We start from the raw sequence: 26,734 nt of genomic DNA on the forward strand, positions 1-26,734 counted from the left end.
GTTTCTTGTGCTGGGTGGACCCGGATGCCGCCACCTCAGCGGTGTCGCCCCCGACGAGCTCTCGCCCGGGCAGCCTCGATCCGCTTCCTGACCAGGTGCAGGTCGTCGAGCTCGCTCCAGGTGAATCGGGCGAACTCCACCGTCGCCTGCATCCGCACGTCCTCCTCACGGCGCTTCTCGGCCGCCAGGTTCTCGCGGCGAGCCATGGCAGAGCCGGCCGGGCCCGTGGCGCTGGCCAGCGAGTACTTCGCGAGGCCGTCGAACTCCACGACCACCGGCTCGTCGTCCAGCCCGAAGTCGCCGCGGTAGCCCCGGGAGCCGGCCAGAGGCACCTGAGGCGTGAAGGAGTAGCCCAGAGTCCGCATCGCGTGGGCCAGGCGGGTCTCCCCGGGCGACTCGTGTCGCCCGTCGACGTGGGCCAGGAGCTGCCTGACAACGGGTATGCCGGGGTGGTGGGTGTGCGCCGCCACGGCCCGTTCGAGCTCCTCCCGACCGACCAGGCCGCGATGCAGCGCGGCATCCGCGGCGATCAGGCTGTCCATGGGCACCCGACAGGTCGCGTCGTCCGGCGGGTAGAGGCCGACCTGGACGGCAGCGTGGGCCGGCGTCACCGTCTGGTATCCACCGGACCCGGCGACGGGGTCGGCCTCGACGCGCGGATGGATGACGGCCGACCTGCGGTGTCGGGTGTGGTCGTTGGCGGTGCGACACAGGTGGGCTGTGGTGAGGTCGGCCTGCCACATCGGCAGCTCGTGGAGCACCAGTGCCGACTGGTGGCTGGCGACGACCCGGCCGTCGAAGGACTTGAGGAGGGCGGTCACCAGCAGCCGATGCCGGCGGCGTGCCTCGTCGAACGTGTCGTCACCCTCCCAGGGCGCACGTTCCGAATTCGGCGACCGCACGGCATACCAGCCCCTGATCACCCGGAAGAGGGTCCCTGCGCGGACGCGGGCGCGCATGCCAGCGGGGTCGATGCCGAGCGTCAGGGCTGTCGCGGTGGAGATGAGGTGATCATCGGCGAGGTCGTGCAAGTCCATGCGCACCAAGGGTGCCGGACTCGTCGACGACGCGTGGCGACCCTGTGGACAACCTTGGCTCGGGGGCTGTCCCAGCACAGGAAACCGCGTGGTGGACAGGTTGCAACCTGTCCACCAACCGGTTTCCTTTGCTAGCAAAGGTTCGTGCAGGGGGGGGCAGGGGGCAGGGGTCAGGGGGCGAATGTGACCGTCACGGTGTTGGCCTTGCCGCCCTTGGCGTCGTGCCACTGCCACCCGGAGGAGTTGCGGGTGCGGGTCCACTCGCGCGAGCCGACGCGCACCGAGGTGGCGCCGTGCTGGGAGGCCTTGGCCACGGCATACGCGCCGGCGCTCCAGGCGGCCCGCTCCGAACCGGCGCTGACGGTCACGGTGCGGCCGCTGACGGTGGCCTTGACGCCGAGCTCCTTGGCCAGCGCGGCCTTCAGGGCCGCGGGGTCGCCCTCGCCGGCCGCGGGGTCGTCGAGGCGGCAACCCAGGCCCTCGGGGGAGTGCCCGCTCAGGGTGGAGGCGAGCAGCCGCCCCTCCTGCTCGTGGTCGGCGTACGCCTCGGGGTAGGCGCTCTTCTGCACCTTCTGCGCGATCTCGGTGATCCGCATGTCCTCGTAGCCGTCGATCTTCACGAGCGCGTCGTAGAACTTGTTGGTCGCGTAGACGGGGTCGAGGATCTGCTCGACGGTGCCCCAGCCCTGGCTCGGGCGCTGCTGGAACAGCCCCACCGAGTCGCGGTCGCCGTACTTGAGGTTGCGCAGCTTGGATTCCTGGATCGCCGTGGCGATGGCGATGGTGGCGGCCCGGGCGGGCAGCCCCCGCTTCTCGGCGATCGCCTCGATGGTCGCCGCGTATGCCGTCTGGCTCGGGTCGAAGTCGACGCTCGATCCCAGCGCGGTGGCCTGGCACCGGGGCCCGCCGAAGTTGGTGACCAGCCCGCGGGCACCGACGAACCCCGCCACGACCAGCCCACCGGCGAGCAGGACCAGCACCAGCCGGGTGACGAGCTTGCTGGTCCGCGACGGCCGGTGCTGCTCCGCCAGGACGACCCCGCCGCGCCTAGTCGTTGGCATGCAGGGCCGAGTTCAGGACGATGCCGTGACCGTCGCGGGCCCGCGCCTCGACGGTGCCGGTGACGGAGTTGCGGAGGAAGAGCAGGTTGGACTGGCCGGAGAGCTCGCGCGCCTTGACCACCCGGCCGTCGCTGAGCGTGACCTTGGTGCCGGCGGTGAGGTAGAGGCCGGCCTCGACCACGCAGTCGTCGCCGAGCGCGATGCCCAGACCCGACTCGGCGCCGAGCAGGCAGCGCTCGCCGATGCTGACGCGCTCGGTGCCACCACCGGACAGCGTGCCCATCGTGGAGGCACCGCCACCGATGTCGGAGCCGTCGCCGACGACGACGCCCTGGCTGATCCGCCCCTCGACCATCGAGTGGCCGAGCGTGCCGGCGTTGTAGTTGACGAACCCCTCGTGCATGACCGTCGTGCCGGGCGCCAGGTGGGCGCCGAGCCGGACCCGGTCGGCGTCGCCGATCCGCACCCCGGCGGGCACCACGTAGTCCGTCATCCGCGGGAACTTGTCGACCCCGAGCACGTTGACCGTGCCGCGCATGCGGAGTCGTGCGCGGGTGAGCTCGAAGCCCTCGACGGCACACGGGCCCGCGGTGGTCCAGACGACGTTGGTGAGCACGCCGAACAGGCCGTCGAGGTTGACGGTGTTGGGCTCGACCAGGCAGTGCGACAGCAGGTGAAGGCGCAGGTAGGCGTCGGACGGGTCGGCCGGAGCGGCGTCGAGGTCGACCTCGACATCGACGATGACGCGGCGCACGCGCCGCAGCTCGTCAGCACCGACCAGGGCCCGCAGCTCCTCGGGGGCGCTCGCGCCGGCAGGGCGCTGGCCCAGGGCCGGCTGGGGGTACCAGGTGTCCAGCACGACACCGTCCGTGGTCGTGGTGGCCAGCCCGAAGCCCCATGCGGTGCGCTCACTCATGCCGCAAGCCTAAGGGAGCAGAGCAGGTGCCTCGGACCGGTCCGGGGACCGGTCGGGACGGTCCTCCCCGGCGTCTCCGGGTGACCGGGTCGGCTGCGGGAGGGGTCGATATGGTGGCGAACATGGCGAACCACACCAGCCCGACCGCAGCGGCGACACCGGCCCTCGACCTGTCCGCCGACATCGTCACCCTCACCGCCGCGCTCTGCGACATCGAGTCGGTGAGCCTCGACGAAGCCACCGTCTGCGATGCGATCGAGGCCGCGTTGGCCCCGCTCGGGCACCTGGCCGTCACGCGGATCGGCAACACCCTGGTCGCGCGCACCGACCTCGGTCGCGACGAGCGGGTCGTCCTCGCCGGCCACATCGACACGGTGCCGCTGACCAAGGACCCCGCCAACCTGCCCACCCGCCGGGAGGGCGACGACCTCGTCGGCCGGGGCACCGTCGACATGAAGGGCGGGGTGGCCGTCCAGCTGAAGGCGGCCCTGGTGACCGAGCCGAGCCGCGACCTCACCTTCGTCTTCTACGAGGGCGAGGAGATCGACAGCCGGCACAACGGCCTGCTGCACGTGCAGCAGCAGCGGCCCGAGCTGATCGACGACGCCGACTTCGCGGTGCTGCTCGAGCCGACCGCGAGCCAGGTCGAGGGTGGCTGCAAGGGCACCCTGCGCGTCGACGTGATCGTCCGGGGCGTCGCCGCCCACTCGGCCCGCCCCTGGAACGGCCGCAACGCCATCCACGACGCCAACGCCGTCCTCACCCGGCTGACCGCCTACGAGACCTCGACGATCACCGTCGACGGGCTGGACTACCACGAAGCCATGAACGCCACCGGCATCCGCGGGGGCATCGCCGGCAACGTCATCCCGGACGAGTGCGTGGTCACGGTCAACTACCGCTACGCGCCCGACAAGTCGGCCGACGAGGCCCTGCTGCACGTCAAGGACCTCTTCGAGGGCTTCGACGTCGTCTGCCTCGACAACGCCCCGGGGGCGCGACCGGGGCTCGACCTGCCGGCTGCCAAGGCGTTCGTCGACGCGCTCGCCGTGCCGGTCATCGCCAAGGAGGGCTGGACCGACGTCGCGCGGTTCTCCGAGATGGGCATCGCCGCCGTCAACTTCGGGCCGGGTGACCCCAACCTCGCGCACCACGACGACGAGCGGGTGCCGGTCAGCCAGCTGCAGTCCGCCGAGACCGCCCTCCTGCGCTGGCTGGCCTGACGCCGAACCGTCCGACGATGGGGGTATGCCGCCGGGTCGCCGTCCGGGGCGCCGACCGCGTCGCCGTCCGCGTCGCCGTCCGGGGCAGCGTCCGCGTTGCCGGTGCCGGTGCTGTCGCGATCGCCGAGAGCGTCAGCCGGTCGGCTGCTCGCCGAACCCCAGGGGCTCCCGGCTCACCAGGTAGGTCGCCCAGTTCAGCTTCGTCACGGTCCCGTCCGCGGCGTAGGTGACCCGCAGCGGTTCGCCCCGCTCCCGCCCCGAGATGGTGCGGAAGGTGGTGTCGTCGATCCGCTCGAAGACCGACGGCGCGCGGTCCGCCGGCGCCGAGTCGGCCCGGGCCTCGAGCCGGCCCTCGCGCACCGAGAAGGTGAAGCCGGACCCCTCGGAGAACCACCTCCCGAGCAGCGGCACCAGGTTGTCGGGCACGGACGTGCCCGGCCGCCACGGTTCGGCCTCGGCGGGGTCGTGCTCGAGGACGATCTCACCGAGGGCGATCGAGAGCTCGGCGGGGTCGGGCGTGGACGAGCTGTTCATCAGCGCGATGCCACCGGTGCCGCTCTCCCGGTGGGTGAAGACGCCCGTCACCTGACCGGGCATGCCGCCGGTGTGCCCCACCCAGGTCCGCTTGCCGGGTGACCGCATCAGGAAGAAGCCGAGCCCCATCGCACCGCTCCAGCTCTCGGTGTCGAGCACCAGCTGCGGCTGGCACATCTCCTCGAAGGTGTCGGGCGACAGGATCGAAGGATCCGGGTCGGCCACGAAGCCCGACCACGTCGCGAGGTCGGTCACGGTGCTGGCGAGCGCGCCGCACGGGCCCATCGCACGCAGGTCCACGACCGGCTCCACGCGGGGCACGTCGTGGAACGGCTGGACGTGGTAGCCGATCGCCCGCGGGCCGTCATCGAACCCGACCGTGGTGCGGGTCATGCCGAGTGGCTGCAGGATCCGCGTGCGCAGGACCTCCTCCCAGGGGCGTCCCTCGAGACGCTCGACGAGCTGGCCCAGCACGGCATACACGATGTTGGAGTAGTGGAAGTGGTCGTGCGGCCGACCCACCCGCTCGATGGCGTTGAAGTCGCTCATCAGGGTCGTGGCGTCCGGTTGCCGGAGGGTCTCCCAGATGTCCCCGAGCGGTTCACGGGCCAGGCCGGTGGCGTGCGAGAGGGCCTGGCGCACGGTGGCCCGGTGGGTCACGCCCGGCAGGTGCTGGTCGAGGGTGTCGTCGAGGTCGAGCCGGCCCTCGTCGCGCAGTGCCATCACCAGCACGGCGGTGAAGCTCTTGGTGTTGGAGGCGATGAGGAACTGGTCGTCCGGGCCGGGCACCCGCGGTGCCGCGACGTCGGCCGTGCCGACCCCGTCGCACCAGAGGAGGTCTCCACGGCGCACCACGGCTGCGGCGAGACCGGGCACGCGCCCGGTGCGCTGGCGGTCGATGCCGAGGTCGCGGAGTCGTCGGACCGTCGTGTCCTGCAGGGTGGTGTCCACGTCGTCGACCCTAGCCATCGCGATGCCGCGGGGGACGGCGCACCGGCTCGCGTAGGTTGTGGTGCGTGAGCGACGAGACGCAGGCAGACGACGCTCGGACGGCCGGTGCCACCGAGCGCGACGAGGACTACCCGGGCTTCGACTACCACACCGGACCGGTGACGTTGCGGGGGTCGCGGGTGCCCGGCACCACCACCGACCAGCGGCTGCTCGACAGCCGCGGTCCGAGCGACTGGCTGCACACCGACCCGTGGCGGGTGATGCGCATCCAGAGCGAGTTCGTCGAGGGGTTCGGCGCGTTGGCCGAGCTCGGCCCGGCCGTCAGCGTGTTCGGCTCGGCCCGCACCAAGCCCGGCACCCCCTTCTACGAGCTCGCCACCCACGTGGGTCGTCGCCTCGTGGAGGAGGGGTATGCCGTCATCACCGGCGGCGGTCCCGGCGCCATGGAGGCGGCCAACAAGGGAGCCCGCGAGGCGGGCGGCGCCAGCGTCGGGCTGGGCATCGAGCTGCCCTTCGAGCAGGGCCTCAACGAGCACGTGAACCTCGGTGTGAACTTCCGCTACTTCTTCGCCCGCAAGACGATGTTCGTCAAGTACGCCCAGGGCTTCATCGTCCTGCCCGGTGGGTTCGGCACGCTGGACGAGCTGTTCGAGGCCGTGACGCTGGTGCAGACCCAGAAGGTCACCTCCTTCCCGATCGTGCTGATGGGCACCGACTACTGGGGCGGCCTGTTCGACTGGCTGCGCGGCACCGTCCTCGAGGCTGGCACGGTCAGCCAGAAGGACGTCGACCTGCTGCACCTCACCGACGACGTCGACGAGGCGGTCCTGCTGGTGACCGTGGCCGAGGACCACGTCCCGCCGAAGCACCCCGAGTAGCCAGACCCGGGGAGTTCGGGGGATGGACGGGACCGGCGTGGCCACCGATGATGGGTACGTGACCATCTCGCCGCTGCCGCGTCATGGTGACGTCATCGTCGGCCGGGACGTCACCGGTCGCACGCTGCGCATCTCCGGCCACCCGGAGAGCGGACGGGTCGTCCTGTCGATCTGGCAGGACACCGTGTGCAGGGCCACCCTGCGGCTCGCCCCCGAGGACGTCCCCGACTTCGTCGCCATGCTGACGAGGACCGCGATCGCGAACGCGGATGACCAGACCCACGAGCTGGGAACGGCGGGCTGAGTAGGTCGCTCGCAGCAGTTCGTGCGACGATCGGCCGGTGATCTGGGTCTTCTTCATCGCGATCGGCGTCCTCCTCGTCGGAGGTTTCGCCGCGCTCGTGGTGGGCCGGGTGGGTTACGACCCGCTCGCCGAGCCCACCACCACCCAGGCCGACCCGGTGCTCACCGAGGAGTTCGGGGCGGGGGAGATCGCCGCCGTCCGGTTCGACACCGCCCTGCGTGGCTACCGGATGGACCAGGTGGACGCGGTGCTCGACCAGCTGCAGCACCGGATCGAGGAGCTCGAGGCCCGGCTCGCAGCGGACCACCGTCGCTGACCCATGGCCGAGTTCCACCTCACCCGCCGCTCCACCGCGCCCCCCGCGGCGGTGTGGGACGTCGTGACCGACTTCGCGGCATACGGTGACTGGATGCCGGCCACCCGCATGCGGGTCGATGCCGGTGGGCCCCGCCCGGGCTGGGGGTTCGCGGGGATCAGCGGGCTGGGACGCGTCGGTTTCTCCGACTCGATGCTGGTGTCGGTCTGGGAGCCGCCGGGGCCGGACGGGCGCGGGGCGTTCCGGGTCGTGAAGACCGGCCGGCTGCTGAGTGGCTGGGCCGAGGTGACCGTCGAACCCGACGGGACCGGCACCCGTCTGGACTGGCATGAGGACGTCGTGGTGCGGCCGCTGCCCTTCAAGCGGTGGTTCGCGCCACTGCTCGATCGCGCCAACGACTGGCTCTACGGTCGGGCGGTCGACGCCATGCTGGCCCACGCCGAAGAGCGCAGCCGGTGAGCAGCGGGCTCGTCGTCGGCGCGGACGGCCTCAGCCGGTGCGCCTGGGCCGGATCGGCGCCGGACTACCTCGACTACCACGACACCGAGTGGGGCGTGCCCGTGCACGGTGAGCAGGCCCTCTACGAGCGGCTCACCCTCGAGGCATTCCAGTCCGGGCTCGCGTGGATCACCATCCTGCGCAAGCGGGAGGGGTTCCGGGCGGCGTTCGCCGGCTTCGACCCCGAGGTGGTGGCGCGGTTCGACGACCGTGACCGCGACCGCCTCATGGCCGACGCCGGCATCGTCCGCAACCGGCTCAAGATCGACGCCGCGATCCGGAACGCCGCCGCGGTGCTGGCCCTGCGCGAGGCCGGCGGGCTCGACGCGCTGATCTGGTCGCACGCGCCGAGCGACCACGTGCCGCCGCGCACCACCGGCGACTTCCGCGCCACCTCACCGGAGTCCGTCGCCCTGGCCAAGGCCCTCAAGAAGGCCGGCTTCGTCTTCGTCGGACCGACCACGATGTATGCCGCGATGCAGGCCTGCGGTCTCGTCGACGACCACCTCGCGGGCTGCCACCGGGCGGGCGGAGCCCGATGATGCGCAGCCTCGGTGCGAGGGTGGCGGTGGCCTACCTCGCGCTGCGGGCGGTGTCGGCGGTGCTGCTGGTGCTGGCCAGCCGCGACCAGGTCGTCATGCCCGACTGGACCGGGCCCACGGTCGAGCCGATCGACATGAGCGTGCTCTGGGACGGCAGCTGGTACCGCCACATCGCCGAGCACGGCTACCCGCACGACCTGCCGGTCGACCCCGGCAGCGGCCGGGTCTCCCAGAACGCCTGGGCCTTCTACCCCCTCTTCCCGCTGCTGTCCAAGCTGCTCATGCAGCTGACCGGGCTCGGCTTCCCGGTGGTCGCATCGGCCCTCTCCCTGGTCTGCGGGCTCGGTGCCGCGCTGATCATGGGACGGCTGCTGGCCGACCGGGTCGGCGACCGCCTGGCGCTCGCCACCGTCGCCGCGTGGGGTGCCTTCCCGGCGGCCGTCTCGCTCCAGATCGCCTACACCGAGGCGATCGCGATGCTCGTGCTCTGCGCACTGCTGTGGGCGCTGACCCGCCGCAGCTGGGTCGCGGTCGGTGCGCTGGCCGTGCTCCTCGGGGTCACCCGGCCGATCGCCGTGCCGGTGGCGGTGGTCGTCGCCGTGGCGCTGTTCGCGCGCTGGCGCCGCCGCGGCGCCGAACCCATCGGGCCGGGCGAGTACACCGCGGGGGCCGTGGCCCTGGCCGGCTCGGCCCTCGGGGCGGTCGCCTGGCCGCTGATCGCGTGGCGGGTCACCGGTGTGCGCAGCGCCTACACCGACACCATGGCGTCGTGGCGGGTCGACGGCGCGATCACGCCGTTCAAGCCGTGGCTCGGCATGTCGCAATGGACCTTCCGCGAGTTCGAGGGCGGCGCCGTCTACGGGCCGGTCGCGCTCGCGGCCCTCGCCACGACGATCGTCGTCCTCACCTGCGGGCCCTGGGCGACCGCGCTGGGAGTGGAGCTGCGGGCCTGGTGCCTGGCCTACCCGGCATACCTCGCCGTTGTCCTCGACCCGTTCACGAGCATCTTCCGCTACGCCCTCCCGCTCTTCCCCCTGTTCGCCGTGCTGCTGGGCGGTCTCTCCAGCGACCGGGGCAGGAGCTGGTTGTGGGCCCGGGCCGGCACGCTGATCGCGATCGGCGTGGCCGGGCAGGCGCTGTGGATCTGGAAGCTGCTCGTCTACCACCCTCCCTCGGACTACCCGCCGTGACCGTCACCGTGCTCTCCGGGCTGCGCTCGGTGGTGACCTCCCAGGGGCGCAGTGCCCTGGGAGGGTGGGCGCTGCGCCGTCCCGTCGTCTTCCTGCTGCTCTGGTATGCCGCGACGCGCGTCGTCGCGCTGCTCGCCATGGGGGTGGCGGCGACGTGGTTCCAGACCCCGGCCGGCGTGGGCCACCTCGACCCGACGGTCGGCGACATCCTCGGCAACTGGGACACCATCTGGTACCGCAGGGTCGCCACGCAGGGCTACCCCGTGCCACTGCCCGCCGACCCCGACACCGGGCTGCTCACCTACAGCGCGTGGGCGTTCTACCCCGCCTTCCCCTTCCTCGTCCGTGGCCTGATGGCCACGGGTGTGTCCTTCGAGGTCGCCGGGGTGGCGCTCAACCTCCTCCTCGGCGCGGTCTGCACGCTGCTGGTGTGGCGCTGCTTCGGCTTCGCGCTGCACGCCTCGCCGCAGCCGGCCCGCGAACGCCTCGCCCTGGTGACCGCCGCTCTCTGGTGTCTCTACCCGGCGACCGGGATCCTCGTGATGCCCTACACCGAGGCGCTCGCGGGGGTGCTGATCGCGGGGTCGCTGCTCCTGCTCATGCAACGGCGCTACGCCTGGGTCGCGATCCTGGTGCTGGTGCTGGGGTTCACCCGCTCGGCCGCGCCGGGTATCGCGTGCGCCGCCATCGCCCACCTCGTGCTGCGTTGGCGTGACGACCGGGCGGCGGGAGTCAAGCCGATCGGTGGCCAGTGGGTGACGGCCGGCCTCATGCTGGTGTCGACCGGGGTCTCCTCGATCGCCTGGCCGGTGGTCGTCGGCATCACCAGCGGGCTGCCTCGGGCGTTCTTCGACGTGCAGGCCGCCTGGGGCCAGAAGCCCGAGTCCGGGCCCTTCGTGCTCTGGCTCGCGTGGGCCTGGGATGCCCACGGCATCGTCGGCGTCACCATCCTGGTCGGGCTGGTCGCCACCTACATCGCGCTCATCCTGGGGCGGCACGGCCGGTGGCTCGCCCTCGAGCTGCGGGTCTGGGCGCTGGCCTACCCGCTCTACCTGCTGGCCGTCGTGCGGCCGATCACGAGCATGTGGCGGTTCCTGCTGCTCGACTTCCCGCTCGCGGCGGTGGTCGCGTCGGTGGCCATGCGCACCTCCACCGGAGCGCGGGTGGTGGCGCACTGGCGACGGCGGGTCGGCGTGGTCGCGCTGGTGCTGCTCGTGGGGATGTTCTGGTTCACCTGCACCCTGCTGACCTACACGCCGTGGGCCTCGGCACCACCGTGACCCGCCGCTGCCGAGCCCTGCACGAACCTTTGCTAGCAGAGGAAACCGGGTGAGGGACAGGTTGCAACCTGTCCCTCACCCGGTTTCCTGTGCTGGGACGCGCTGTCTACGCCGCCCGGGTCACTCGCCGGTGAAGACCGGCTTCTCCTTGGCGAGGAAGGCCGCGACAGCCGCTCGGTGGTCGGAGGTCCCACCGGTCAAGGTCATGTAGTCGCCCTCGGTGGCCAGGGACTCCGACAAACCGTGGCCCGCGCTGAACGCCACCGCGCGGCGGATCGACCCGTAGGCGAGGGTCGGGCCGGCGGCGAGCCGGGTGGCCAGGTCCCGCACGGTGGCGTCGAGGTCCTCGGCGGCCACCACCTGGGTCACCAGGCCGAGGGAGAGGCACTCGTCGGCGGGCACCGTGCGCGGCAGCAGGAGCAGCTCCTTGGCCCGGGCCGGGCCGACGAACCGCTGCAGCGACCACGAGGTGCCCGAGTCGCAGGAGAGGGCGATCCCGGCGAACGCGAGGTTGAACCCCGCGGTGTCGACCATCACCCGGAAGTCGGCGGCCAGCGCGAAGCCCGCGCCCGCCCCGGCCGCGACACCGTTGAGCGCGGCGACCACGGGCTTGTTCATCGTCGCGAGCAGCTCGACCACCGGGTTGTAGTGCCGCGCCACCGTCTCCCAGAGCGAGGGGTCGTCGGCCTGCAGGAGGGTGATGTGCTCACGCAGGTCCTGGCCCACGCAGAACGCCCGCCCGGTGCCGGTCAGCACCACGCAGCGGACCGCCGGGTCCTGCGCGACCTCGGTCAGTGCGCTGACCAGGGCGTCCTTGGTGGCGGTGTCGAGCGAGTTCATCGCGTCCGGACGGTTCAGGCGCACCGTGGCCACCGCGCCGTCCCGCTCGACCAGGACGGGGACGCCCGGCTGGGTGGTCGTGGCGGTGGTGGTGGCAGTGGTGGTGGCAGTGGTCGGGTCGGCGTTCTCGTCGGCGGTGGTGTCGCTCATGGCGCCATCCTGCCGGACCGCCCTCCGACCCGGATTTCGCCTGTGAGGTGGTTCACGGGATAATGGAGCAAATCTGGCGCGCGCGGGGCTGATCTCTGGCACTGGCGTGGATGCGCGTGGCCAGCAGCAGACCACGCCGAACGGAAGGACTCTCATGGCGGCAATGAAGCCGAGGACCGGCGACGGCCCGCTCGAGGTGACCAAGGAGGGTCGCGGCATCGTCCTGCGCATGCCGCTCGAGGGTGGCGGCCGACTCGTCGTCGAGATGACTCCCGACGAGGTGCGCGCCCTGGGCGACGCGATCGACAACTGCGAGGGCCTCAAGTAGTCCCCCCTGCACCTTTCGAGGACCCCCACCGGCACCTGTCGGTGGGGGTCCTCGCGCGTGCAGGGGTATGCGGTGTGCGCCGGCCGGGTGGGTAGGGTCGGGTCCGTGCCTGCTCCCGAACTGCTCGACCCCGCTGCCAGTGCCTGGACCATCTCCGCGGAGCCCCTCGCCGACGTCCTCGCCGACCTCGATCCCGATGACCTCCTGCTCGCCCTGCCGGTCCCCGCTGGTGGTCTCCCCACCACCGGCAACGGCGCGAAGGCGCTGGCCCTCGTGGGCCTCGACGCCGCGCAGGTGTCGGCCACCCACGAGCCGAAGTCGGACGCGGGCGCGCTGACGGCGATCCCGCTCGCGCCCGGGGAGCGCCCGGCCCGCAAGGTGCTCCTGGTGGGGGTCGCCGAGGGCTCGCCCGCCGACCTGCGAGCAGCGGGGGCCGCCCTGGGCCGGGCCGGCAAGGGGCACGCTGCGCTCGTCACGACCGTGGGCGCCGGGGGCACGCGGGCCGGTCAGTCCGCGTTGGCCGAGGGCCTGGCGCTGGGCGGCTACTCGAGCCCGCGGTGGTTGGGTGAGGGAGCCAAGCCCTCGCCCTCGCCGGCCGCCGAGGTGGCCCTGGTGGGGTCGTACGACGAGCCGTCCGTGCGGCACGCGGTCGTGCGCGCCCGCGCGTCCATGCTCGCCCGCAACCTCGCCGTCGTGCCCTCGAACACCAAGAACCCCGCCTGGATGGCGGCGCAGGCCCGCACCCTGGCCGGGCGCAGCGGCCTCGACGTCCGGGTGTGGGGCGAGCGCGAGCTCCGTGCCGAGGGGTTCGGGGGTCTGCTCGCCGTCGGTGGCGCGTCCGCGACGCCGCCCCGGCTCGTCCAGCTCGACTACGTGCCCGAGGGAGCGACCGCCCGGACCCCCCTGGTCGTCCTCGTGGGCAAGGGCATCACCTTCGACACCGGTGGCCTCGACATCAAGCCGGTCGACGGCATGCTCGCGATGAAGACCGACATGAGCGGCTCGGGCATCGTCCTGGCCGTCCTCGCCGCCTGCCGCCAACTGGCGGTGCCGGTGAAGGTGACCGGCCTGCTCGCGCTCGCCGAGAACGCCGTCGGCGCAGCGGCCTACCGACCGGGCGACGTGGTCACCCAGTACGGCGGGCGCACCGTGGAGATCGGCAACACCGATGCGGAGGGCCGCATCGTGATGGCCGACGCGCTGGCCTACGCCGACCTGCACCTCGAGCCCACGGTGCTGCTCGACATCGCCACCCTCACCGGCGCGGCCCGGGTGGCCCTGGGCCGCTCGATGGCCCCGGTCTACGCGACCGACGACGCGCTCAGGCGGGCGCTCGTCTCCGCGGGCGAGGCCACCGGCGAGCTGCTCTGGCCCATGCCCCTGGTGGAGGACTACCGCGCCTCGCTCGACAGCGACGTCGCCGACATCAGCCACATCGCGGGCACCGGAGGCGGCGGCGGCTCGATCTCGGCAGCATTGTTCCTGCGCGAGTTCGTGGGCGCGCGACGCTGGGCACACCTCGACATCGCCGGGGTGGGTCGCTCCGACGTCGACCGCGGACTCCTCACCAAGGGCGGGACGGGCTTCGGGGCCCGCCTGCTGCTCACCTGGCTGGAGGAGATGTCATGAACGCCGGATACGGACTGAGCGTGCGCTGGTCCCTGGACTCCGCCCCGGAGGGGGTGGCGCAGGAGCTGCGCGACTACGTCGTCGGCACGTCGATGGCCAAGTTCATGTTCCTCGACGGGCTGGCCTTCAAGACCTGGCGGATGGTCGAGGGGGAGTGGTTCGAGGGCACCTACGTCTTCGACGAGAAGGTCTACCGCGACGACTTCCAGCGTGAGTTCTCCGCCACCGCGGCCGAGTCGGCCGGCAGCACCATCATCGGGTCGGCCCCGACCCTGATCGAGCCGTTCGAGGTCGTGGCGATCGCCGAGGGGCCCGGCCGGTTCCGCCGGGGCCCCGGCCCCGGCTCCGCCTGACTAGCGCTTGACGGCGGCCAGCATGCCGTCGCCGACCGGCAGGAGGGCCGGGATCAGCCGCTCGTCGTCGCGCAGCGACTTGCCGAGGTCGCGCAGCACCGAGGTCTGCTCGTCGCGGGCGGCCGGGTCGGCCACCTTGTCGTGCCACAACATGTTGTCCAGCACCAGCACGCCGCCGGAGCGCAGCAGGCGTATGCCGTGGCTGACGTACTCGGGGTACTCCACCTTGTCGCCGTCGATGACGACCATGTCGTAGGCGCCGTCGGTCATCCGCGGCAGCACGTCGAGCGCGCGCCCGGTGATCACCCGGGTGCGCTGGTGGGCGATGCCGGCCTCGGCGTATGCCTTCTTGGCCACGTTCTGGTGCTCGGCCTCGACGTCGATGGTCGTGAGGATGCCGTCCTCGGGCATGCCCTGCAGCATCCACAGCCCCGACGTGCCGGCGCCGGTGCCGACCTCGACCACCGACTTCGCCTTCACCGCGGCCGCGAGAAGACGCAGCAGCACCCCCGCACCGTTGCCGACGGGGACCGCCCCCAGCTCCTCGCCCCGGCGCCGCGCCGACTCGATCACCTCGTTCTCGGTGACGAACTCCTCGGCGTAGGCCCAGCTGGCCGGCTTCTGTGCGCTCATGCCGCAAACCCTACTGCCGCGAGGGGGACGAACCGGGCACCACGGCATACAGCAAACGCTCAGGTTGTTGGGGAACGATGCAGGCCACTCGGTCGTCTGGACCGAATGACAGTGTGTGCGCCACCCGGCGCCCGACGGAGGTGAGGGACGTGTCCGCGACCGACACGATCGGTACGGCCCGGCAGGACGTCCAGGGGGACGCCCCAGGGGAGGCGCCCGCGTGGGTGCCGCCGACCTGGGAGGAGATCGTCGAGCAGCACTCGGCCCGCGTCTACCGCCTCGCCTACCGCCTGACCGGCAACCCGCACGACGCCGAGGACCTCACCCACGACGTCTTCATCCGCGTCTTCCGTTCGCTGCACAGCTACCAGCCGGGCACCTTCGAGGGCTGGCTGCACCGCATCACCACCAACGTCTTCCTCGACAAGATGCGGCGCAAGCAGCGGATCCGCTTCGACGCGCTGTCCGACGAGTCCGCGGCCCGGCTGCCCAGTCGTGAGATGGGGCCCGAGGGCACCTTCGACGCCACCCACTTCGACGACGACGTCCAGCGCGCCCTCGACGCGCTCTCGCCCGACTTCCGCGCGGCCGTGGTGCTGTGCGACATCGAGGGCCTGTCCTACGAGGAGATCGCGGCCACCCTGGGCGTCAAGCTCGGCACCGTGCGCTCGCGCATCCACCGCGGCCGGGCCCAGCTGCGCGAGGCCCTCGCGCACCGCGACCCCAAGCTCGCCCGTCCCGCCGTGGACGCCGACCGCGCGCCCGTCGCCAAGCGCCGGATCCCGGTGCTCGGCCGGGCGGTGCACGGGTCACGATGAGCCGCCCGCTGTGGGCAGGAGTGCCGGGTGCGAGCCTCACCGGGGGCCGTGGCCGGTGCCTCGGCGACCAGCTGACGTCCTACGCCGACCGCGCCATGGACGACGCGACCCTGCTGCGGTGGGACCGTCACGTGGTCAGCTGCCAGTGCTGCCGGGCCGCCGTCGACGAGGAGCGTCGCGTGCTGGCCGCGCTGCGCTCGTCGGCCGACTCGCCCGTCCCCGGTGACCTGCGCGGCATGCTGCTGGCCCTCGCGACGCAGCTGCCGACCGCGACCCTCGAGGGTCCGGAGGCGACCCGCGCGCCCGTGCCGCCCCCCATCCCGGTCGCACCGGTGCGGGTCGTCGACCGCGGCACTCCGGCGCTGCACCGTTCGGCCGGACGAGCCACGGTCTACGCCGGCCTCGCCGCCGGAGCGACTGCTGCCGCGGCCCTCAGCCTCGTGGTCAGCGGTGGCCTGACCTCGACCAACCCGAGCTCGCCCCCTGTCGTGCAGCGGGCCAAGCCGGTCACACCGGGCTTCGCGACGGCCGCCTTCACGGTCCGCGGCCTGGGGAGCTCCCCGGCGACCCCCTCCGGCACACCCTCCGTGGGCACGGTGCGTGGTCGTTCGGCACAATCGACACCATGAGCGACGAGCGACCTCCGGAAGGCCACGACCGGCCGGCACCTGCCGACCCCGCGTCCGAGCCGACCGCCGAGGTGCGCTCCGAGCCGACCCCCGAACCCGTCTGGGACCCGTGGGCGCCGCCCGGTCGCTCCAGCGGTGACCAGACCCAGCCGGTGGACCTCCACCACACCCAGGAGCTGCAGGGCCACTCGCCACAGCCCCCCACCCAGGCTTCGCCAGAGCCGCAGGGCTCGTCACAGCCACAGCCGCCCGCTGTCGAGGAGCCGGTGTGGGCCGCCGAGCCCACCGGCTGGCCGTTCGACTCACCAGCTGCCGAGCCGGTCGCCCAGCAGCCTGCTCCGGAGCCCACTGGCTTCCCGACCGAGGCGGCAGCCCAGGGGCCGCTCGGCGGTGGCCCGCAGCCCACGTCCCCCTCCGCCACGGGATGGGACCCGATCTCCAGCCCCACCGCCGACGCCGGGTATGCCGGCCAGCCGGCACCGTGGGTCGGCCAGCGCCCGCCCGAGGCCAGCGCACCGCAGCAGAAGGGCCCCGGCTGGGGCGCCCTGGTGGCGGTGTCCGCGATCGCTGCGCTGGTGGCTGCCTGCCTGGGTGGGGTGTTCGGTGGCTGGCTGAGCTCGACCGGCCGCATCGACTTCAGCGGGCTCGACCGCACGCCCTCCTCGATCCCCTCGGCCGGGGCCGGCTCGACCGCGCGGCCGCAGGGCTCGATCGCCAACATCGCCGCCAACGCGCTCCCCAGCGTCGTCACCATCAAGGTCGACGGTGCCGACGGGGGAGGCACCGGCTCGGGGTTCGTGATCGACCGCGACGGCCACATCATCACCAACAACCACGTCGTCGCCAGTGCCGCGAGCGGCGGCACGATCAAGGTGGAGCTGGCCAACGGCACCGAGATCGACGCCACCATCGCGGGGCGCGACGGTTCCTACGACCTGGCCGTCCTGAAGACCAGCCGCACCGACCTCGAGCCGCTCGTGATCGGGTCGTCCAAGGACGTCGTCGTCGGCGACCAGGTGATCGCCGTGGGCGCCCCGCTGGGCCTGGAGTCCACCGTCACCAGCGGCATCGTCAGCGCCCTGAACCGTCCGGTCAGCCCCGGCGGTGACGGCAACCAGCAGTCCTACATCAACGCCATCCAGACCGACGCCGCGATCAACCCGGGCAACAGTGGTGGACCGTTGCTCAACATGGCGGGCCAGGTGATCGGCGTGAACTCCGCGATCGCCCGCATCCCGGGCGCCACCGACACGCAGTCGGGCAACATCGGCGTGGGCTTCTCGATCCCCAGCGACCAGGTGCTCAAGACAGCCGAGCAGCTGATCAAGACCGGTTCGGCCCAGCACCCGGTCATCGGTGTCGTGCTCGACCGCGAGTTCACCGGCGACGGGGTGCGCATCCTCGCCAAGGAGAGCGACACGAGCGGGCCCCCGATCGACCCGCAGGGTCCGGCGGCCAAGGCCGGCATCAAGGCGGGTGACGTCATCGTCGAGTTCGACGGCCGTCGCGTCACCGATCCCGACGACCTGGTCGTCGCCATCCGCGCCAAGAGCGTCGGCGACTCCGTGTCGATGAAGGTGCGTCGCGGCAGCGAGACGATCAGCGTCACGCTCACCCTCTCCGGCTCGGCCAAGTAGGAGGCGGGGATGGCTGGCGTCAACGGCTGGGAGTTCATCGCCCTGATCGTGCTGGCGGTCGTGATCCTGGGCCCCGAGCGGCTGCCCGAGTATGCCGCGAAGCTGGGTCGGCTCGTGCGCCAGGCGCGGGCGATGGCCGAGGGTGCGAAGGGTCAGCTGCGCGAGCAGATGGGGCCCGAGTTCGACGACATCGACTGGCGCCAGTACGACCCGCGCCAGTACGACCCGCGCCGGATCGTGCGCGAGGCGCTGCTCGACCCCTCACCCGTCGACGGCGGCGGTGGGTCGGGGTTCGGCCCCGGGTCGGCGACCCGTGACGAGAGCAAGCCGACCCCCTACGACGACGACGCCACCTGACCCCGACGCCACCTGACCCCGACGGCGCTATCTCATGCAAAAGGCGAGTTAGCGCCGGCACGAGGCGGCGCTAACTCGCCTTTTGCATGAGATAGCGACGGTCAGCGGCCGACGGGGGAGAGACCCAGCGAGCGGCCCGCGAGACCCCGGGACCGGGTGGCCAGACCACGTGCGATCGCCCGCAGCGACACCGCAGCCGGCGACTCGGGGTCGCGCAGCACGACCGGGTTGCCCTCGTCGGCGCCCTCGCGCAGGTTGGTGTCGAGCGGGATCTGACCCAGCAGCGGCACCTCGGCGCCGACCGCGCGGGTCAGTGACTCGGCCACCGCCCGCCCTCCGCCGGACCCGAAGATCTCCTGGCGCGAGCCGTCGGGCAGCTCGAGCCAGGACATGTTCTCGATCACGCCGACGATCCGCTGGTGGGTCTGCAGCGCAATCGAGCCGGCCCGCTCGGCCACCTCGGCGGCAGCCTGTTGCGGGGTGGTCACGACGAGGATCTCGGCAGTGGGGATCAGCTGGGCGACCGAGATCGCGATGTCACCGGTGCCGGGCGGCAGGTCGAGCAGGAGCACGTCGAGGTCGCCCCAGAAGACGTCTCCGAGGAACTGCTGCAGCGCGCGGTGCAGCATCGGCCCACGCCAGACCACGGGCTGGTTGCCGGGCACGAACATGCCGATCGAGATGACCTTCACGTCGTGCGACACCGGCGGCAGGATCATGTCGTCGACCTGGGTCGGCTTGTGCTCGACCCCGAGCATGCGGGGCACCGAGAAGCCGTAGACGTCGGCGTCCACGACACCCACCCGCAGGCCGCTGGCCGCGAGCGAGGCCGCGAGGTTGACGGTGACGGACGACTTGCCGACGCCCCCCTTGCCGGACGCCACGGCATACACGCGGGTGAGCGAGCCGGGCTTGGCGAACGGGATCTCGCGCTCGGCGGTGCCGCCGCGCAGCTGCTGGCGCAGGGCGCCGCGCTGCTCGTCGCTCATCACTCCGAGGGTGACGTCGACTCCGGTCACACCGGGCAGCTTCGACAGGGCCGCGGTGGTGTCCTTGGTCAGCGTGTCCTTCATCGGGCAGCCCGAGACGGTGAGCAGGATCGTCACCGCGACCCGTCCGGCGTCGTCGACCCCCACGCTCTCGACCATCCCGAGCTCGGTGACGGGCTTGCGGATCTCGGGGTCGATGACCGTGGACAGCGCCTGGAGCAGGGCGTCCTCGGTCACGGGTGCAGCGGGGGCGGACATGCCCCCATGCTAGGTCGCGCCGTGCTCCCGCGAAGAACCGGTCGGGCCCGTGGGACTGTCATCTGCCTCACGTCGGCGCACCTCGAGCCCGCGCTCCTCGAGCTCGTCGAGCAGGCCGCGCAGCTCGGAGCGCAGGAAGTCGCGGGTGGCGGCATCACCCATCGCGTGCCGCAGCGACGCCACCTCGCGGGTGAGGTACTCGGTGTCGGCGAGGTTGCGCTCGTCGCGGGCGCGGTCCTGCTCCAGGGCGACCCGGTCACGGTCGGCCTGGCGGTTCTGCGCGAGCAGGATGAGCGGCGCGGCATACGAGGCCTGCAGGCTCAGCATCAGCGTGAGGAAGATGAACGGGTAGTTGTCGAACCGCCAGTCCTTCGGTGACACGAGGTTCCAGGCCACCCAGAAGACGACGAACACCGTCATCGCGATGAGGAACTGCGCCGTGCCCATGAACCGGGCGAACTGCTCGCTCCACCGCCCGAAGGTCTCCTGGCTCATGGTGGGGCGGGGCAGCAGGGCCCGGCGGGTCTCGCGGGGCTGGTCGAGCCGGGTGCTGGACACCCGGCGGTCGCGCTCAGCCATGGGTCACCTCGTGCCGGTCCTCGCGCCAGTCGTCGGGGAGGATGTGGTCGAGCACGTCGTCGACCGTGACCGCGCCGATCAGGCGGCCATCGGCGTCGACCACGGGGACGCCGACGAGGTTGTAGGTGGCCAGGATCCGCGTCACCTGACCGAGCGGCGCGTCCGCGGTGAGTGGCTCGATCTCCTTGTCGAGGATGCCGCCGATGGCGCCGTGGGGAGGCTCGCGCAGCAGCCGCTGGATGTGCACGATGCCGAGGAACTTGCCGGTGGGGGTCTCGTGGGGCGCGCGGCAGACGTAGACCGTGGACGCCAGGGCGGGCGAGATCTCGGCGCGACGAACCACGGCGAGGGCCTCGGCGATCGACGCCTCGGGGCCGAGGATGACCGGCTCGGTGGTCATCATGCCGCCGGCCGACTCCTCGTCGTAGGTCAGCAGCCGGCGCAGGTCGGCGGCCTCGTCCGGCTCCATCAGCTGGAGCAGCTCCTCCTGCTTCTCGGCGGTGAGGTTGTGCAGCAGGTCGGTGGCGTCGTCGGGCTCCATCGCCTCGAGCACGTCGGCCGCGCGCTCCACAGGGAGGGTCTCGAGGATCTCGACCTGGTCGTCCTCGGGGAGCTCCTCGAGCACGTCGGCGAGCTTGTCGTCGTCCATCGCCTCGGCGACCTCGGCCCGCCGCTTGGGGAGAGGTCGTGGATGACGCCGGCGAGGTCGGCCGACTTCAGGTCGTCGTAGGTCTCGAGCAGCATGGCCGCCGACTGGCCGGCGCTGGACTGGTGGATGCCGGTGACGTCCTCGACGGGCACCAGCACGGTGGCCCCCCTGCGCCGTCGGAACGGCCCGAGCGAGCTGCGCCCGGTGCCCTGGCGGACGAACACCTTGGACACCGCCCAGTCGCGGCTGCGCTCCTGCTCGATCGCGACGTCCTCGACGGTCGCCTCGTAGTCGCCCTCGGGGTCGCGGACGGTGACCGGTCGCTCGAGGATCTCGGCCATCACCAAGACCTCGTTGGTGCGCTGCTCGAACCGGCGCATGTTGACCAGGCCGGTGGTGATGACCTGGCCGCCGTCGACCGAGGTGACGCGCGTCATCGGCACGAAGACGCGCCGTCGGCCGGGCACCTCGACGACGAGCCCGAGGATGCGGGGTCGCCGCCGCGAGGCCCCGAACGTCACGACGACATCGCGCACCCGACCGACCTGGTCACCGAGCGGGTCGAACACGCTCAGGCTGGTCAGGCGGCCGACGAAGACGCGCGACGGAGTGCTCACGCGGCAAGGCTATCCGGCTGGTCAGCGCTCGTCGGGGAGGCGGTTCCCACGCCGTCGGCGTGGCCGCCCGCGCCAGTGCCACGGGCGCCAGGTGGCGGTGGTGGCCTCGCTGGGCGGGACGGGTGCGGCCCCGGACGTGGTGGAGTAGTGGCCGGGCCCCTCGACCGGCGCACCGAAGGGGTGGAGGCCGCGCACCGTGCACTCCCGCGCCCAGCGGTCGACGACGTCGTCGGGAGCGTTCAGCCGGCCCGCCCTGAGCGCGTCGGTGGCTGCGCCCCAGCCCTCGTCGTCCGGCCCGATCCCGTGGACGGTGGCCTGCACGGTGAGCAGCCGTCCACCGGTGTCCTTGCTCCGGAGGATGAGCTGCACCTCGTCGGGGAGCCAGGGCAGGCTCTGCTCGCCCGGGCCGGACACGACGTACACGGTGTCGTCGGCCCAGGCGTGCCAGAACGGCCAGGCGCGGTCACCTGGCGGCTGCACCCACATCAGGCCGGACTTCGACGCTGCCTCGGCGAACAGTGCGGTGACGTTGAGCGGCGGCGCGACTGCCTCGTCGGTGCCCTCGTCGCTGCCCTGGACGGCGGGCTCGGGCGCGCTCTCGGTCACACGTGAACTGTGTCATAACCGCGCCGAGACTGTCGCTGCTAGCGTCGCCGCGTGCGCAGCCCCAAGGACTTCTTCGCCCCGCTCGCCGTCGGCGCCCCCACACCCCTGCGCGAGGTGCCGGCCCGCCCGTCGCGGGTGATCCACTTCTTCGACCCGAGCAACGCGAAGATGGCCGCCAAGGTCCCGGCCATGGTGGGGACCGTCGACGTCCTGCTCGGCAACCTCGAGGACGCCGTCAGGGCAGCCCGCAAGGAGGCCGCCCGCGCCGGACTCGTGGAGATCGCCCGCGGCACCGACTTCGGTGAGGCGACCCAGCTCTGGACGCGGATCAACTCCCTCGACAGCCCGTGGGCCCTCGACGACCTCACCACCCTCGTCACCGAGGTCGGCGACAAGCTCGACGTCATCATGGTGCCGAAGGTCCAGGGCCCGGAGGACATCCACTACGTCGACCGGCTGCTCGCCCAGCTCGAGGCCAGGGCCGGGTTGCAGCGCCCGATCCTCGTGCACGCCATTCTCGAGACGGCCCGCGGTGTGGCCAACGTCGAGCAGATCGCCGGCGCCAGCCCGCGCATGCAGGGCCTGTCGCTCGGCCCCGCCGACCTCGCCGCCGACCGCCGGATGAAGACGACCCGTGTGGGTGGTGGGCACCCCGGCTACCTCGTGCGCCAGGACCCGGTCGATGGCGACATCAACGCGAATCGCCAGACGTACCAACAAGATCTGTGGCACTACACGATCGCGCGGATGGTCGACGCCTGCGCGATGCACGGGATCTTCCCCTACTACGGCCCGTTCGGTGACATCCAGGACGTCGTCGCCTGCGAGGACCAGTTCCGCAACGCCTTCCTGCTCGGGTGCGTGGGCACGTGGTCGCTGCACCCGGTGCAGGTCGAGATCGCCAAGCGCGTCTTCAGCCCGTCCGCCGAGGACGTCGCGCACGCCCGACGGGTCGTGGCGGCGATGGGCGACGGCACGGCTGCGGTGATGCTCGACGGCAAGATGGAGGACGACGCGTCGCTGAAGCAGTGCCTGGTCATGCTCGAGCTCGCCGAGCGGCTCGCCGCCACCGACCCCGAGCTCGCGCAGCTGTATGCCGCGGAGCCGGGTCCCAGCGAAGGCGCGGGTGCCTGACGTGGCCGGTCCCACGGGATACCGACCACGTCGTTCGGTGCTCTACATGCCTGCCTCGAACGAGCGGGCGCTGGAGAAGGCCAGGACGCTGGCCGTCGACGCGCTCATCCTCGACCTCGAGGACGCGGTCGCGCCCGACGCGAAGGAGCAAGCGCGAGAGAACGCGTGCCACGCGGCCTCGTCGGGGGACTACGGCCGTCGTGAGGTGACGATCCGGGTCAACGCCGTGGGCACCCAGTGGCACGCGGCCGACCTGGCCGCTGCTGCGGTGGCCGGTCCGGACGCCATCGTGGTGCCCAAGGTCGAGACGGGGGAGCAGGTCCGTGCTCTGGCCACGGCCCTGGAGGCGGCCGGCGCCCCGGAACGCACGCAGCTGTGGGTGATGGTCGAGACGCCGCAGGCGGTCTTCAACGCCCGCGAGATCGCCGCTGCGTCGGACCGCCTGAGCGTCTTGGTGCTCGGGACGAACGACCTGGTCAAGGAGCTCGCTGCCGAGCACGTGCCCGGTCGCCAGCCGGTGCTCACCGCACTCTCCCTCGCGGTGCTGGCCGCCCGGTCGGCGGGCAAGGTCGTGCTCGACGGGGTCTACAACGACGTGCAGGACGCCGAGGGCTTCGCCGCGGAGTGCGAGCAGGGGCGGCAGCTGGGCTTCGACGGCAAGACCCTCATCCACCCGGGGCAGGTCGAGGCCTGCAACGCGGCGTTCGCGCCCAGCGAGGCGGCGGTGGAGGACGCCAGGGGGGTGCTGGCGGCCTGGGAGTCCGGCGCCGGGGCGGGCGTCGTCACGCACCGGGGGCGGTTGGTGGAGAGCCTCCACGTGGAGACCGCGCAGCGGGTGCTGGCCGTTCACGAGGCGATCTCGGGCCTCGACGCGGACTGACTCCGGCGGCATACCGGGCTGGTTGAGAAATCAACCGGAAATCGAGGCAACCTTTCGGCCGCGCACGGCGTCTTGGTGGATGCGGTCGCCCTCGGGGGGAGGGCGGCCGCGCCATGTGTCTGCAGGTCACGTTTCGGCGCGGGGGACAACCGAAACCGGCCGGTGTGCGTCACCATGTCTGAGTAGGCGTTGCCTGCGGACCGCGTCCGCCGGCCAGGGAAGGGGACACGATGGACCGCAGGCGGACGGGAGCACGCTCGGCGCTGGCCGCGACCGTGCTGGTCGGGGCGCTCGCACTGAGTGGCTGTGGCGGCATCACCTTCGGCAAGAACACGTCGGGGACGCCCTCGGCGGGAGGCGCCACCAGCACCACCGACCCGGCCACGCCGACCGACCCGGGCACGTCCACGCCCGAGCCCACCACTCCCACGACGACCACTCCGGCGCCTACCACGACGACGGTGACGCCACAGCCGACCAGCAAGCCGACCCCGACCAAGCCGAAGCCGAAGCCGACCCCGGTCGAGGGCGACACCCTGCACTCCGGCGACAGGGGCCCCTACGTCAAGCAGGTCCAGCAGCAGCTGTCGGCCCTGGGCTACTGGAACGGCGCGGCCGATGGCGTCTACGGCGGGCTCACCTCGCAGGCCGTGATGGCGCTGCAGAAGGCAGCCGGCCTCGGTCGCGACGGTGTCTTCGGCCCGGCCACCGCCAAGGCGCTGCGCAACGGTGTGCGACCGCAGTCGAGGATCGGCGGCACGGGCATCGAGATCGACAAGGCCCGGCAGGTCCTGCTCGTCGTCCGCGGCGGCAAGGTCACCATGATCCTCAACACCAGCACCGGCAGCGGCCAGCAGTACACCAGCGGCGGCGCGACCCACACCGCCCTGACGCCGGCCGGCACCTACAGCACCTTCCGCTCGGTGGACCACCTCGACAAGGGCCCCCTCGGTGACCTGTGGCGGCCGCGCTACTTCAACGGTGGCATCGCGGTGCACGGGGCGGGCAGCGTGCCCGGCTTCCCGGCCTCGCACGGCTGCGCCCGCGTGAGCAACCCGGCGATGGACATGATCTGGGCCAACGGCATCATGCCGATCGGCGGCCGCGTCGTCGTCTACTGACGGTCGTACTGACGGCGCACCCACTCGAGCTGCGGGCCGCCGTGGCTGGTCCAGTACTCCGCGGTGTGCCCACCCTTGTCGAAGGTGAGCTCGGCCGACGGGAGCGCCTTTCCGAACGCCTTGTTGCCGGGGACGAAGGGGTCGGAGCGCCCGCAGTCCATCCGCACCGGGATCTTCGACAGCACGTCCGTGCGCCTGAACACGTCGTGGGCGATGAAGTCCGCGCGGTCGTCGAACGCGCCCTCCGCGCTGAGCTCCGGCGCGGTCCAGAGGGCGGCGCTCTCCGCGACGACCGCGAACACCGCGTCGGGTCCGAGCTCGCTGGCCAGCAGCAGCGAACCGTAGCCCCCCATCGACCAGCCCAGGAAGGCGACCTTGCCCTCGTAGCCGGTCTCACGGCGCACGAGCGGCAGGAAGTCGTCGATGACCATCGCCCCGGTGTCGACACCGACCCGGCGGGCGTGCCAGTAGAAGTCACCCCCGTCGACGGAGGCGAGGGTCAGGCCGGTCTCCTTCACGTGCTCGTGCAGCTTCATGATCCGGAACGCGTGTGAGGCGTCGCCGCCCTTGCCGTGCAGCACCACGACCACCGGCGCGGCGGCGCTTGAACCGGACGGCGACGGGGCTTGGGCCAGCTGCCAGTTCAGCACGTGCCCGGGCAGGTGGCTGCTGCGCAGGGTGCCGGACCGCACTGGCACGGCACCGGAGCCACGGCAGCCCGCAAGGGCCACGGCGCCGGCCCCCGCCGCTCCGGCGAGCAGGGAGCGGCGGGTCAGCGTGGCCATGGCACCACCCTAGGACGGCCGGGACCACACCTCGGGTATGCCGCGTGCCTGGCTACCAGCGCGACGTCGCCTCGGCGACCAGGTCGCCGAGCAGCTCGCCCTCGTCGACCTCGAGCCCCTTGCTGACGAACCACCGGCACATGTTGGCGACATCGCGTTCCAGGAACTCGAAGCCGCGGGGGTTGCCGATGATGTCCACGATCTGCGGCCAGTCGATGATGACCAGCCGCTCGTCGTGCAGCAGGACGTTGTAGGGCGACAGGTCGCCGTGCGTCCACCCACGCCGGGCGAGGGTGACCATCGAGCTGCGCAGCTGCTCGAAGAGCTCTGGCAGCAGGTCTGCGGCCGGTCTGGTCTGGGCGAGCCGGGGTGCCGCCTCGCCCTCGCCGCCGATGAACTCCATCAGCATCTCGCGGTCGCTCAGCTGGACCGGGTAGGGGACGGGCAGACCCATCTCCCACAGCGTCCCGAGCGCCTCGAACTCGGCAACGGCCCACTGCCCTGACAGCAGCTCCTTGCCGTACTCGGTGCGCCGGGACATGGCCCGCATCTCGCGACTGCGCCGGACGCGACGGCCCTCGTGGTAGCCGGCGTCCCGGTGGAACAGGCGGTGCTCGCCGGTCCGGTAGCGCTTGGCGGCGAGGAACGAGTCCACGGCCGGCGTGGTGGTGCCGTCGGGGATCCAGCGGCGGACGATGTGGACGTCCGCCTCCTTGCCCGTCTTGAGGACGCCGAGGTCGGACTCGACCGCACCGAGCGCGGTGATGACCCAGTCGGGTCGGGGTTTCGGACCGTGCGTGGCACCGTCCCAGCTCGACCAACGCTCACCCTCGGGGGGCGCGTCGGGAAGGCTGTCAAACGAGAACTGGTCGTTCTCCTGAAAAGCGTGCAACGGAAGACTCCATCGTGAGAAGGGGGTGGGCGCAAGGGCAGCCCGGAACAGTCGTGGACATGTCGGCCCTCCTTCATCGATGGTGCGTCCCGCGATGCGGGGGACGTCCGCGCGGCAGGT

The 26,734-nt window shown here is 72.1% G+C and carries 29 protein-coding genes and 1 pseudogene; 18 read left to right on the plus strand and 12 right to left on the minus strand.

The window, feature by feature from the left end:
• Positions 1–35: 35 nt before the first annotated feature.
• The 3 genes from BLQ34_RS00475 to dapD form a co-directional block, all read right to left on the minus strand.
• A complete protein-coding gene (locus tag BLQ34_RS00475; RefSeq protein ID WP_091780060.1) occupies positions 36–1,037 on the minus strand; it encodes a hypothetical protein in 1,002 nt (333 codons plus the stop codon).
• Between the two features lie 170 nt (positions 1,038–1,207).
• Entirely contained in the window at positions 1,208–2,098 is an 891-nt protein-coding gene (locus tag BLQ34_RS00480) for a hypothetical protein (protein ID WP_091780063.1), read from the minus strand.
• Positions 2,085–3,014 (minus strand): 2,3,4,5-tetrahydropyridine-2,6-dicarboxylate N-succinyltransferase, encoded by a 930-nt coding sequence (gene dapD / locus BLQ34_RS00485; RefSeq protein ID WP_091780065.1) that lies wholly within the window; start codon positions 3,012–3,014, stop codon positions 2,085–2,087. Before dapD ends, BLQ34_RS00480 begins: the two co-directional genes overlap by 14 nt.
• A gap of 122 nt (positions 3,015–3,136) precedes the next feature.
• Here dapD and dapE point away from each other — a divergent pair, with 122 nt between their 5' ends.
• The gene (gene dapE, locus BLQ34_RS00490; RefSeq protein ID WP_091788966.1) at positions 3,137–4,237 is read left to right on the plus strand and encodes a succinyl-diaminopimelate desuccinylase; all 1,101 of its coding nucleotides are present in this window, start codon (positions 3,137–3,139) and stop codon (positions 4,235–4,237) included.
• A gap of 132 nt (positions 4,238–4,369) precedes the next feature.
• Here the strand turns inward: dapE and BLQ34_RS00495 are convergent, their stop codons facing one another.
• Positions 4,370–5,722, minus strand: a complete 1,353-nt coding sequence (locus BLQ34_RS00495) for a serine hydrolase domain-containing protein (protein WP_231961367.1) — start codon at positions 5,720–5,722, stop codon at positions 4,370–4,372.
• A gap of 158 nt (positions 5,723–5,880) precedes the next feature.
• On the opposite strand from BLQ34_RS00495, the gene BLQ34_RS00500 reads away from it, so the two are divergent.
• From BLQ34_RS00500 to BLQ34_RS00530, 7 genes are read left to right on the plus strand one after another with little or no spacing between them, the layout of a single operon-like run.
• A complete protein-coding gene (locus tag BLQ34_RS00500) occupies positions 5,881–6,600 on the plus strand; it encodes an LOG family protein (RefSeq protein WP_231961574.1) in 720 nt (239 codons plus the stop codon).
• A gap of 58 nt (positions 6,601–6,658) precedes the next feature.
• Positions 6,659–6,904, plus strand: coding sequence for a hypothetical protein (locus BLQ34_RS00505; RefSeq protein WP_157692832.1), 246 nt, complete (start codon positions 6,659–6,661; stop codon positions 6,902–6,904).
• A 37-nt stretch (positions 6,905–6,941) separates the two neighbouring features.
• Positions 6,942–7,220: a DivIVA domain-containing protein gene (locus BLQ34_RS00510; protein WP_091780076.1), complete on the plus strand. Its 279-nt coding sequence runs from the start codon at positions 6,942–6,944 to the stop codon at positions 7,218–7,220.
• Between the two features lie 3 nt (positions 7,221–7,223).
• Positions 7,224–7,679, plus strand: a complete 456-nt coding sequence (locus BLQ34_RS00515; protein WP_091780079.1) for an SRPBCC family protein — start codon at positions 7,224–7,226, stop codon at positions 7,677–7,679.
• The gene (locus BLQ34_RS00520; protein ID WP_197674747.1) at positions 7,676–8,260 is read left to right on the plus strand and encodes a DNA-3-methyladenine glycosylase I; all 585 of its coding nucleotides are present in this window, start codon (positions 7,676–7,678) and stop codon (positions 8,258–8,260) included. Before BLQ34_RS00515 ends, BLQ34_RS00520 begins: the two co-directional genes overlap by 4 nt.
• Entirely contained in the window at positions 8,260–9,450 is a 1,191-nt protein-coding gene (locus tag BLQ34_RS00525) for a hypothetical protein (RefSeq protein ID WP_091780082.1), read from the plus strand. Before BLQ34_RS00520 ends, BLQ34_RS00525 begins: the two co-directional genes overlap by 1 nt.
• Positions 9,447–10,730, plus strand: a complete 1,284-nt coding sequence (locus tag BLQ34_RS00530) for a hypothetical protein (RefSeq protein WP_091780084.1) — start codon at positions 9,447–9,449, stop codon at positions 10,728–10,730. Before BLQ34_RS00525 ends, BLQ34_RS00530 begins: the two co-directional genes overlap by 4 nt.
• Positions 10,731–10,850: 120 nt before the next feature.
• On the opposite strand, the gene BLQ34_RS00535 is transcribed toward BLQ34_RS00530, so the two are convergent.
• Positions 10,851–11,720, minus strand: a complete 870-nt coding sequence (locus BLQ34_RS00535; RefSeq protein ID WP_091780087.1) for an enoyl-CoA hydratase/isomerase family protein — start codon at positions 11,718–11,720, stop codon at positions 10,851–10,853.
• A gap of 154 nt (positions 11,721–11,874) precedes the next feature.
• On the opposite strand from BLQ34_RS00535, the gene BLQ34_RS00540 reads away from it, so the two are divergent.
• The 3 genes from BLQ34_RS00540 (at position 11,875) to BLQ34_RS00550 (ending at position 14,030) form a co-directional block, all read left to right on the plus strand.
• On the plus strand, positions 11,875–12,048 hold the full coding sequence (locus BLQ34_RS00540) for a DUF3117 domain-containing protein (protein WP_082590346.1): 174 nt from the start codon (positions 11,875–11,877) through the stop codon (positions 12,046–12,048).
• Between the two features lie 105 nt (positions 12,049–12,153).
• Positions 12,154–13,677, plus strand: coding sequence for a leucyl aminopeptidase family protein (locus BLQ34_RS00545; protein WP_091780089.1), 1,524 nt, complete (start codon positions 12,154–12,156; stop codon positions 13,675–13,677).
• Positions 13,674–14,030: a hypothetical protein gene (locus tag BLQ34_RS00550; protein ID WP_091780092.1), complete on the plus strand. Its 357-nt coding sequence runs from the start codon at positions 13,674–13,676 to the stop codon at positions 14,028–14,030. The genes BLQ34_RS00545 and BLQ34_RS00550 overlap by 4 nt, the downstream gene beginning before the upstream one ends.
• Here BLQ34_RS00550 and BLQ34_RS00555 read toward each other — a convergent pair whose 3' ends face one another.
• Positions 14,031–14,663: an O-methyltransferase gene (locus BLQ34_RS00555; RefSeq protein ID WP_091780095.1), complete on the minus strand. Its 633-nt coding sequence runs from the start codon at positions 14,661–14,663 to the stop codon at positions 14,031–14,033.
• Between the two features lie 149 nt (positions 14,664–14,812).
• On the opposite strand from BLQ34_RS00555, the gene sigE reads away from it, so the two are divergent.
• The 4 genes from sigE to BLQ34_RS00575 are packed head-to-tail and all read left to right on the plus strand — an operon-like array spanning position 14,813 to position 18,104.
• Positions 14,813–15,481, plus strand: coding sequence for an RNA polymerase sigma factor SigE (gene sigE, locus BLQ34_RS00560; RefSeq protein WP_231961368.1), 669 nt, complete (start codon positions 14,813–14,815; stop codon positions 15,479–15,481).
• Entirely contained in the window at positions 15,478–16,110 is a 633-nt protein-coding gene (locus BLQ34_RS00565; RefSeq protein WP_157692833.1) for an anti-sigma factor family protein, read from the plus strand. Before sigE ends, BLQ34_RS00565 begins: the two co-directional genes overlap by 4 nt.
• Positions 16,107–17,747 carry a trypsin-like peptidase domain-containing protein gene (locus BLQ34_RS00570; RefSeq protein ID WP_197674748.1) on the plus strand — a complete coding sequence of 547 codons (1,641 nt, stop codon included), beginning with the start codon at positions 16,107–16,109 and terminating at the stop codon, positions 17,745–17,747. Before BLQ34_RS00565 ends, BLQ34_RS00570 begins: the two co-directional genes overlap by 4 nt.
• A 9-nt stretch (positions 17,748–17,756) precedes the next feature.
• Positions 17,757–18,104, plus strand: a complete 348-nt coding sequence (locus BLQ34_RS00575; protein WP_091780104.1) for a Sec-independent protein translocase family protein — start codon at positions 17,757–17,759, stop codon at positions 18,102–18,104.
• A gap of 101 nt (positions 18,105–18,205) precedes the next feature.
• Here the strand turns inward: BLQ34_RS00575 and BLQ34_RS00580 are convergent, their stop codons facing one another.
• From BLQ34_RS00580 to BLQ34_RS00595, 4 genes and pseudogenes are all read right to left on the minus strand, one after another.
• Positions 18,206–19,351 carry an Mrp/NBP35 family ATP-binding protein gene (locus BLQ34_RS00580; RefSeq protein ID WP_091780109.1) on the minus strand — a complete coding sequence of 382 codons (1,146 nt, stop codon included), beginning with the start codon at positions 19,349–19,351 and terminating at the stop codon, positions 18,206–18,208.
• 9 nt (positions 19,352–19,360) lie between these two features.
• Positions 19,361–19,930, minus strand: a complete 570-nt coding sequence (locus tag BLQ34_RS00585) for a DUF1003 domain-containing protein (RefSeq protein WP_091780111.1) — start codon at positions 19,928–19,930, stop codon at positions 19,361–19,363.
• A pseudogene (locus BLQ34_RS00590) lies at positions 19,923–21,196 on the minus strand (magnesium transporter MgtE N-terminal domain-containing protein). Before BLQ34_RS00590 ends, BLQ34_RS00585 begins: the two are co-directional and overlap by 8 nt.
• Positions 21,197–21,217: 21 nt before the next feature.
• The gene (locus BLQ34_RS00595; RefSeq protein WP_231961369.1) at positions 21,218–21,802 is read right to left on the minus strand and encodes a hypothetical protein; all 585 of its coding nucleotides are present in this window, start codon (positions 21,800–21,802) and stop codon (positions 21,218–21,220) included.
• 51 nt (positions 21,803–21,853) lie between these two features.
• Here BLQ34_RS00595 and BLQ34_RS00600 point away from each other — a divergent pair, with 51 nt between their 5' ends.
• From BLQ34_RS00600 to BLQ34_RS00610, 3 genes are all read left to right on the plus strand, one after another.
• Entirely contained in the window at positions 21,854–22,936 is a 1,083-nt protein-coding gene (locus BLQ34_RS00600) for an HpcH/HpaI aldolase/citrate lyase family protein (protein WP_091780114.1), read from the plus strand.
• On the plus strand, positions 22,896–23,816 hold the full coding sequence (locus BLQ34_RS00605) for an HpcH/HpaI aldolase/citrate lyase family protein (RefSeq protein WP_091780117.1): 921 nt from the start codon (positions 22,896–22,898) through the stop codon (positions 23,814–23,816). Before BLQ34_RS00600 ends, BLQ34_RS00605 begins: the two co-directional genes overlap by 41 nt.
• 230 nt (positions 23,817–24,046) lie before the next feature.
• Positions 24,047–24,937, plus strand: coding sequence for a L,D-transpeptidase family protein (locus BLQ34_RS00610; RefSeq protein ID WP_091780120.1), 891 nt, complete (start codon positions 24,047–24,049; stop codon positions 24,935–24,937).
• On the opposite strand, the gene BLQ34_RS00615 is transcribed toward BLQ34_RS00610, so the two are convergent.
• Complete coding sequence (locus BLQ34_RS00615; protein ID WP_091780123.1) at positions 24,931–25,722, minus strand: alpha/beta fold hydrolase; 792 nt, start codon at positions 25,720–25,722, stop codon at positions 24,931–24,933. The genes BLQ34_RS00610 and BLQ34_RS00615 overlap by 7 nt on opposite strands.
• Before the next feature lie 52 nt (positions 25,723–25,774).
• Complete coding sequence (locus tag BLQ34_RS00620; RefSeq protein ID WP_197674749.1) at positions 25,775–26,614, minus strand: serine protein kinase RIO; 840 nt, start codon at positions 26,612–26,614, stop codon at positions 25,775–25,777.
• Positions 26,615–26,734: the final 120 nt, after the last annotated feature.

It is taken from the genome of Pedococcus dokdonensis (genome assembly GCF_900104525.1).
Classification (GTDB): Bacteria; Actinomycetota; Actinomycetes; order Actinomycetales; family Dermatophilaceae; genus Pedococcus; species Pedococcus dokdonensis.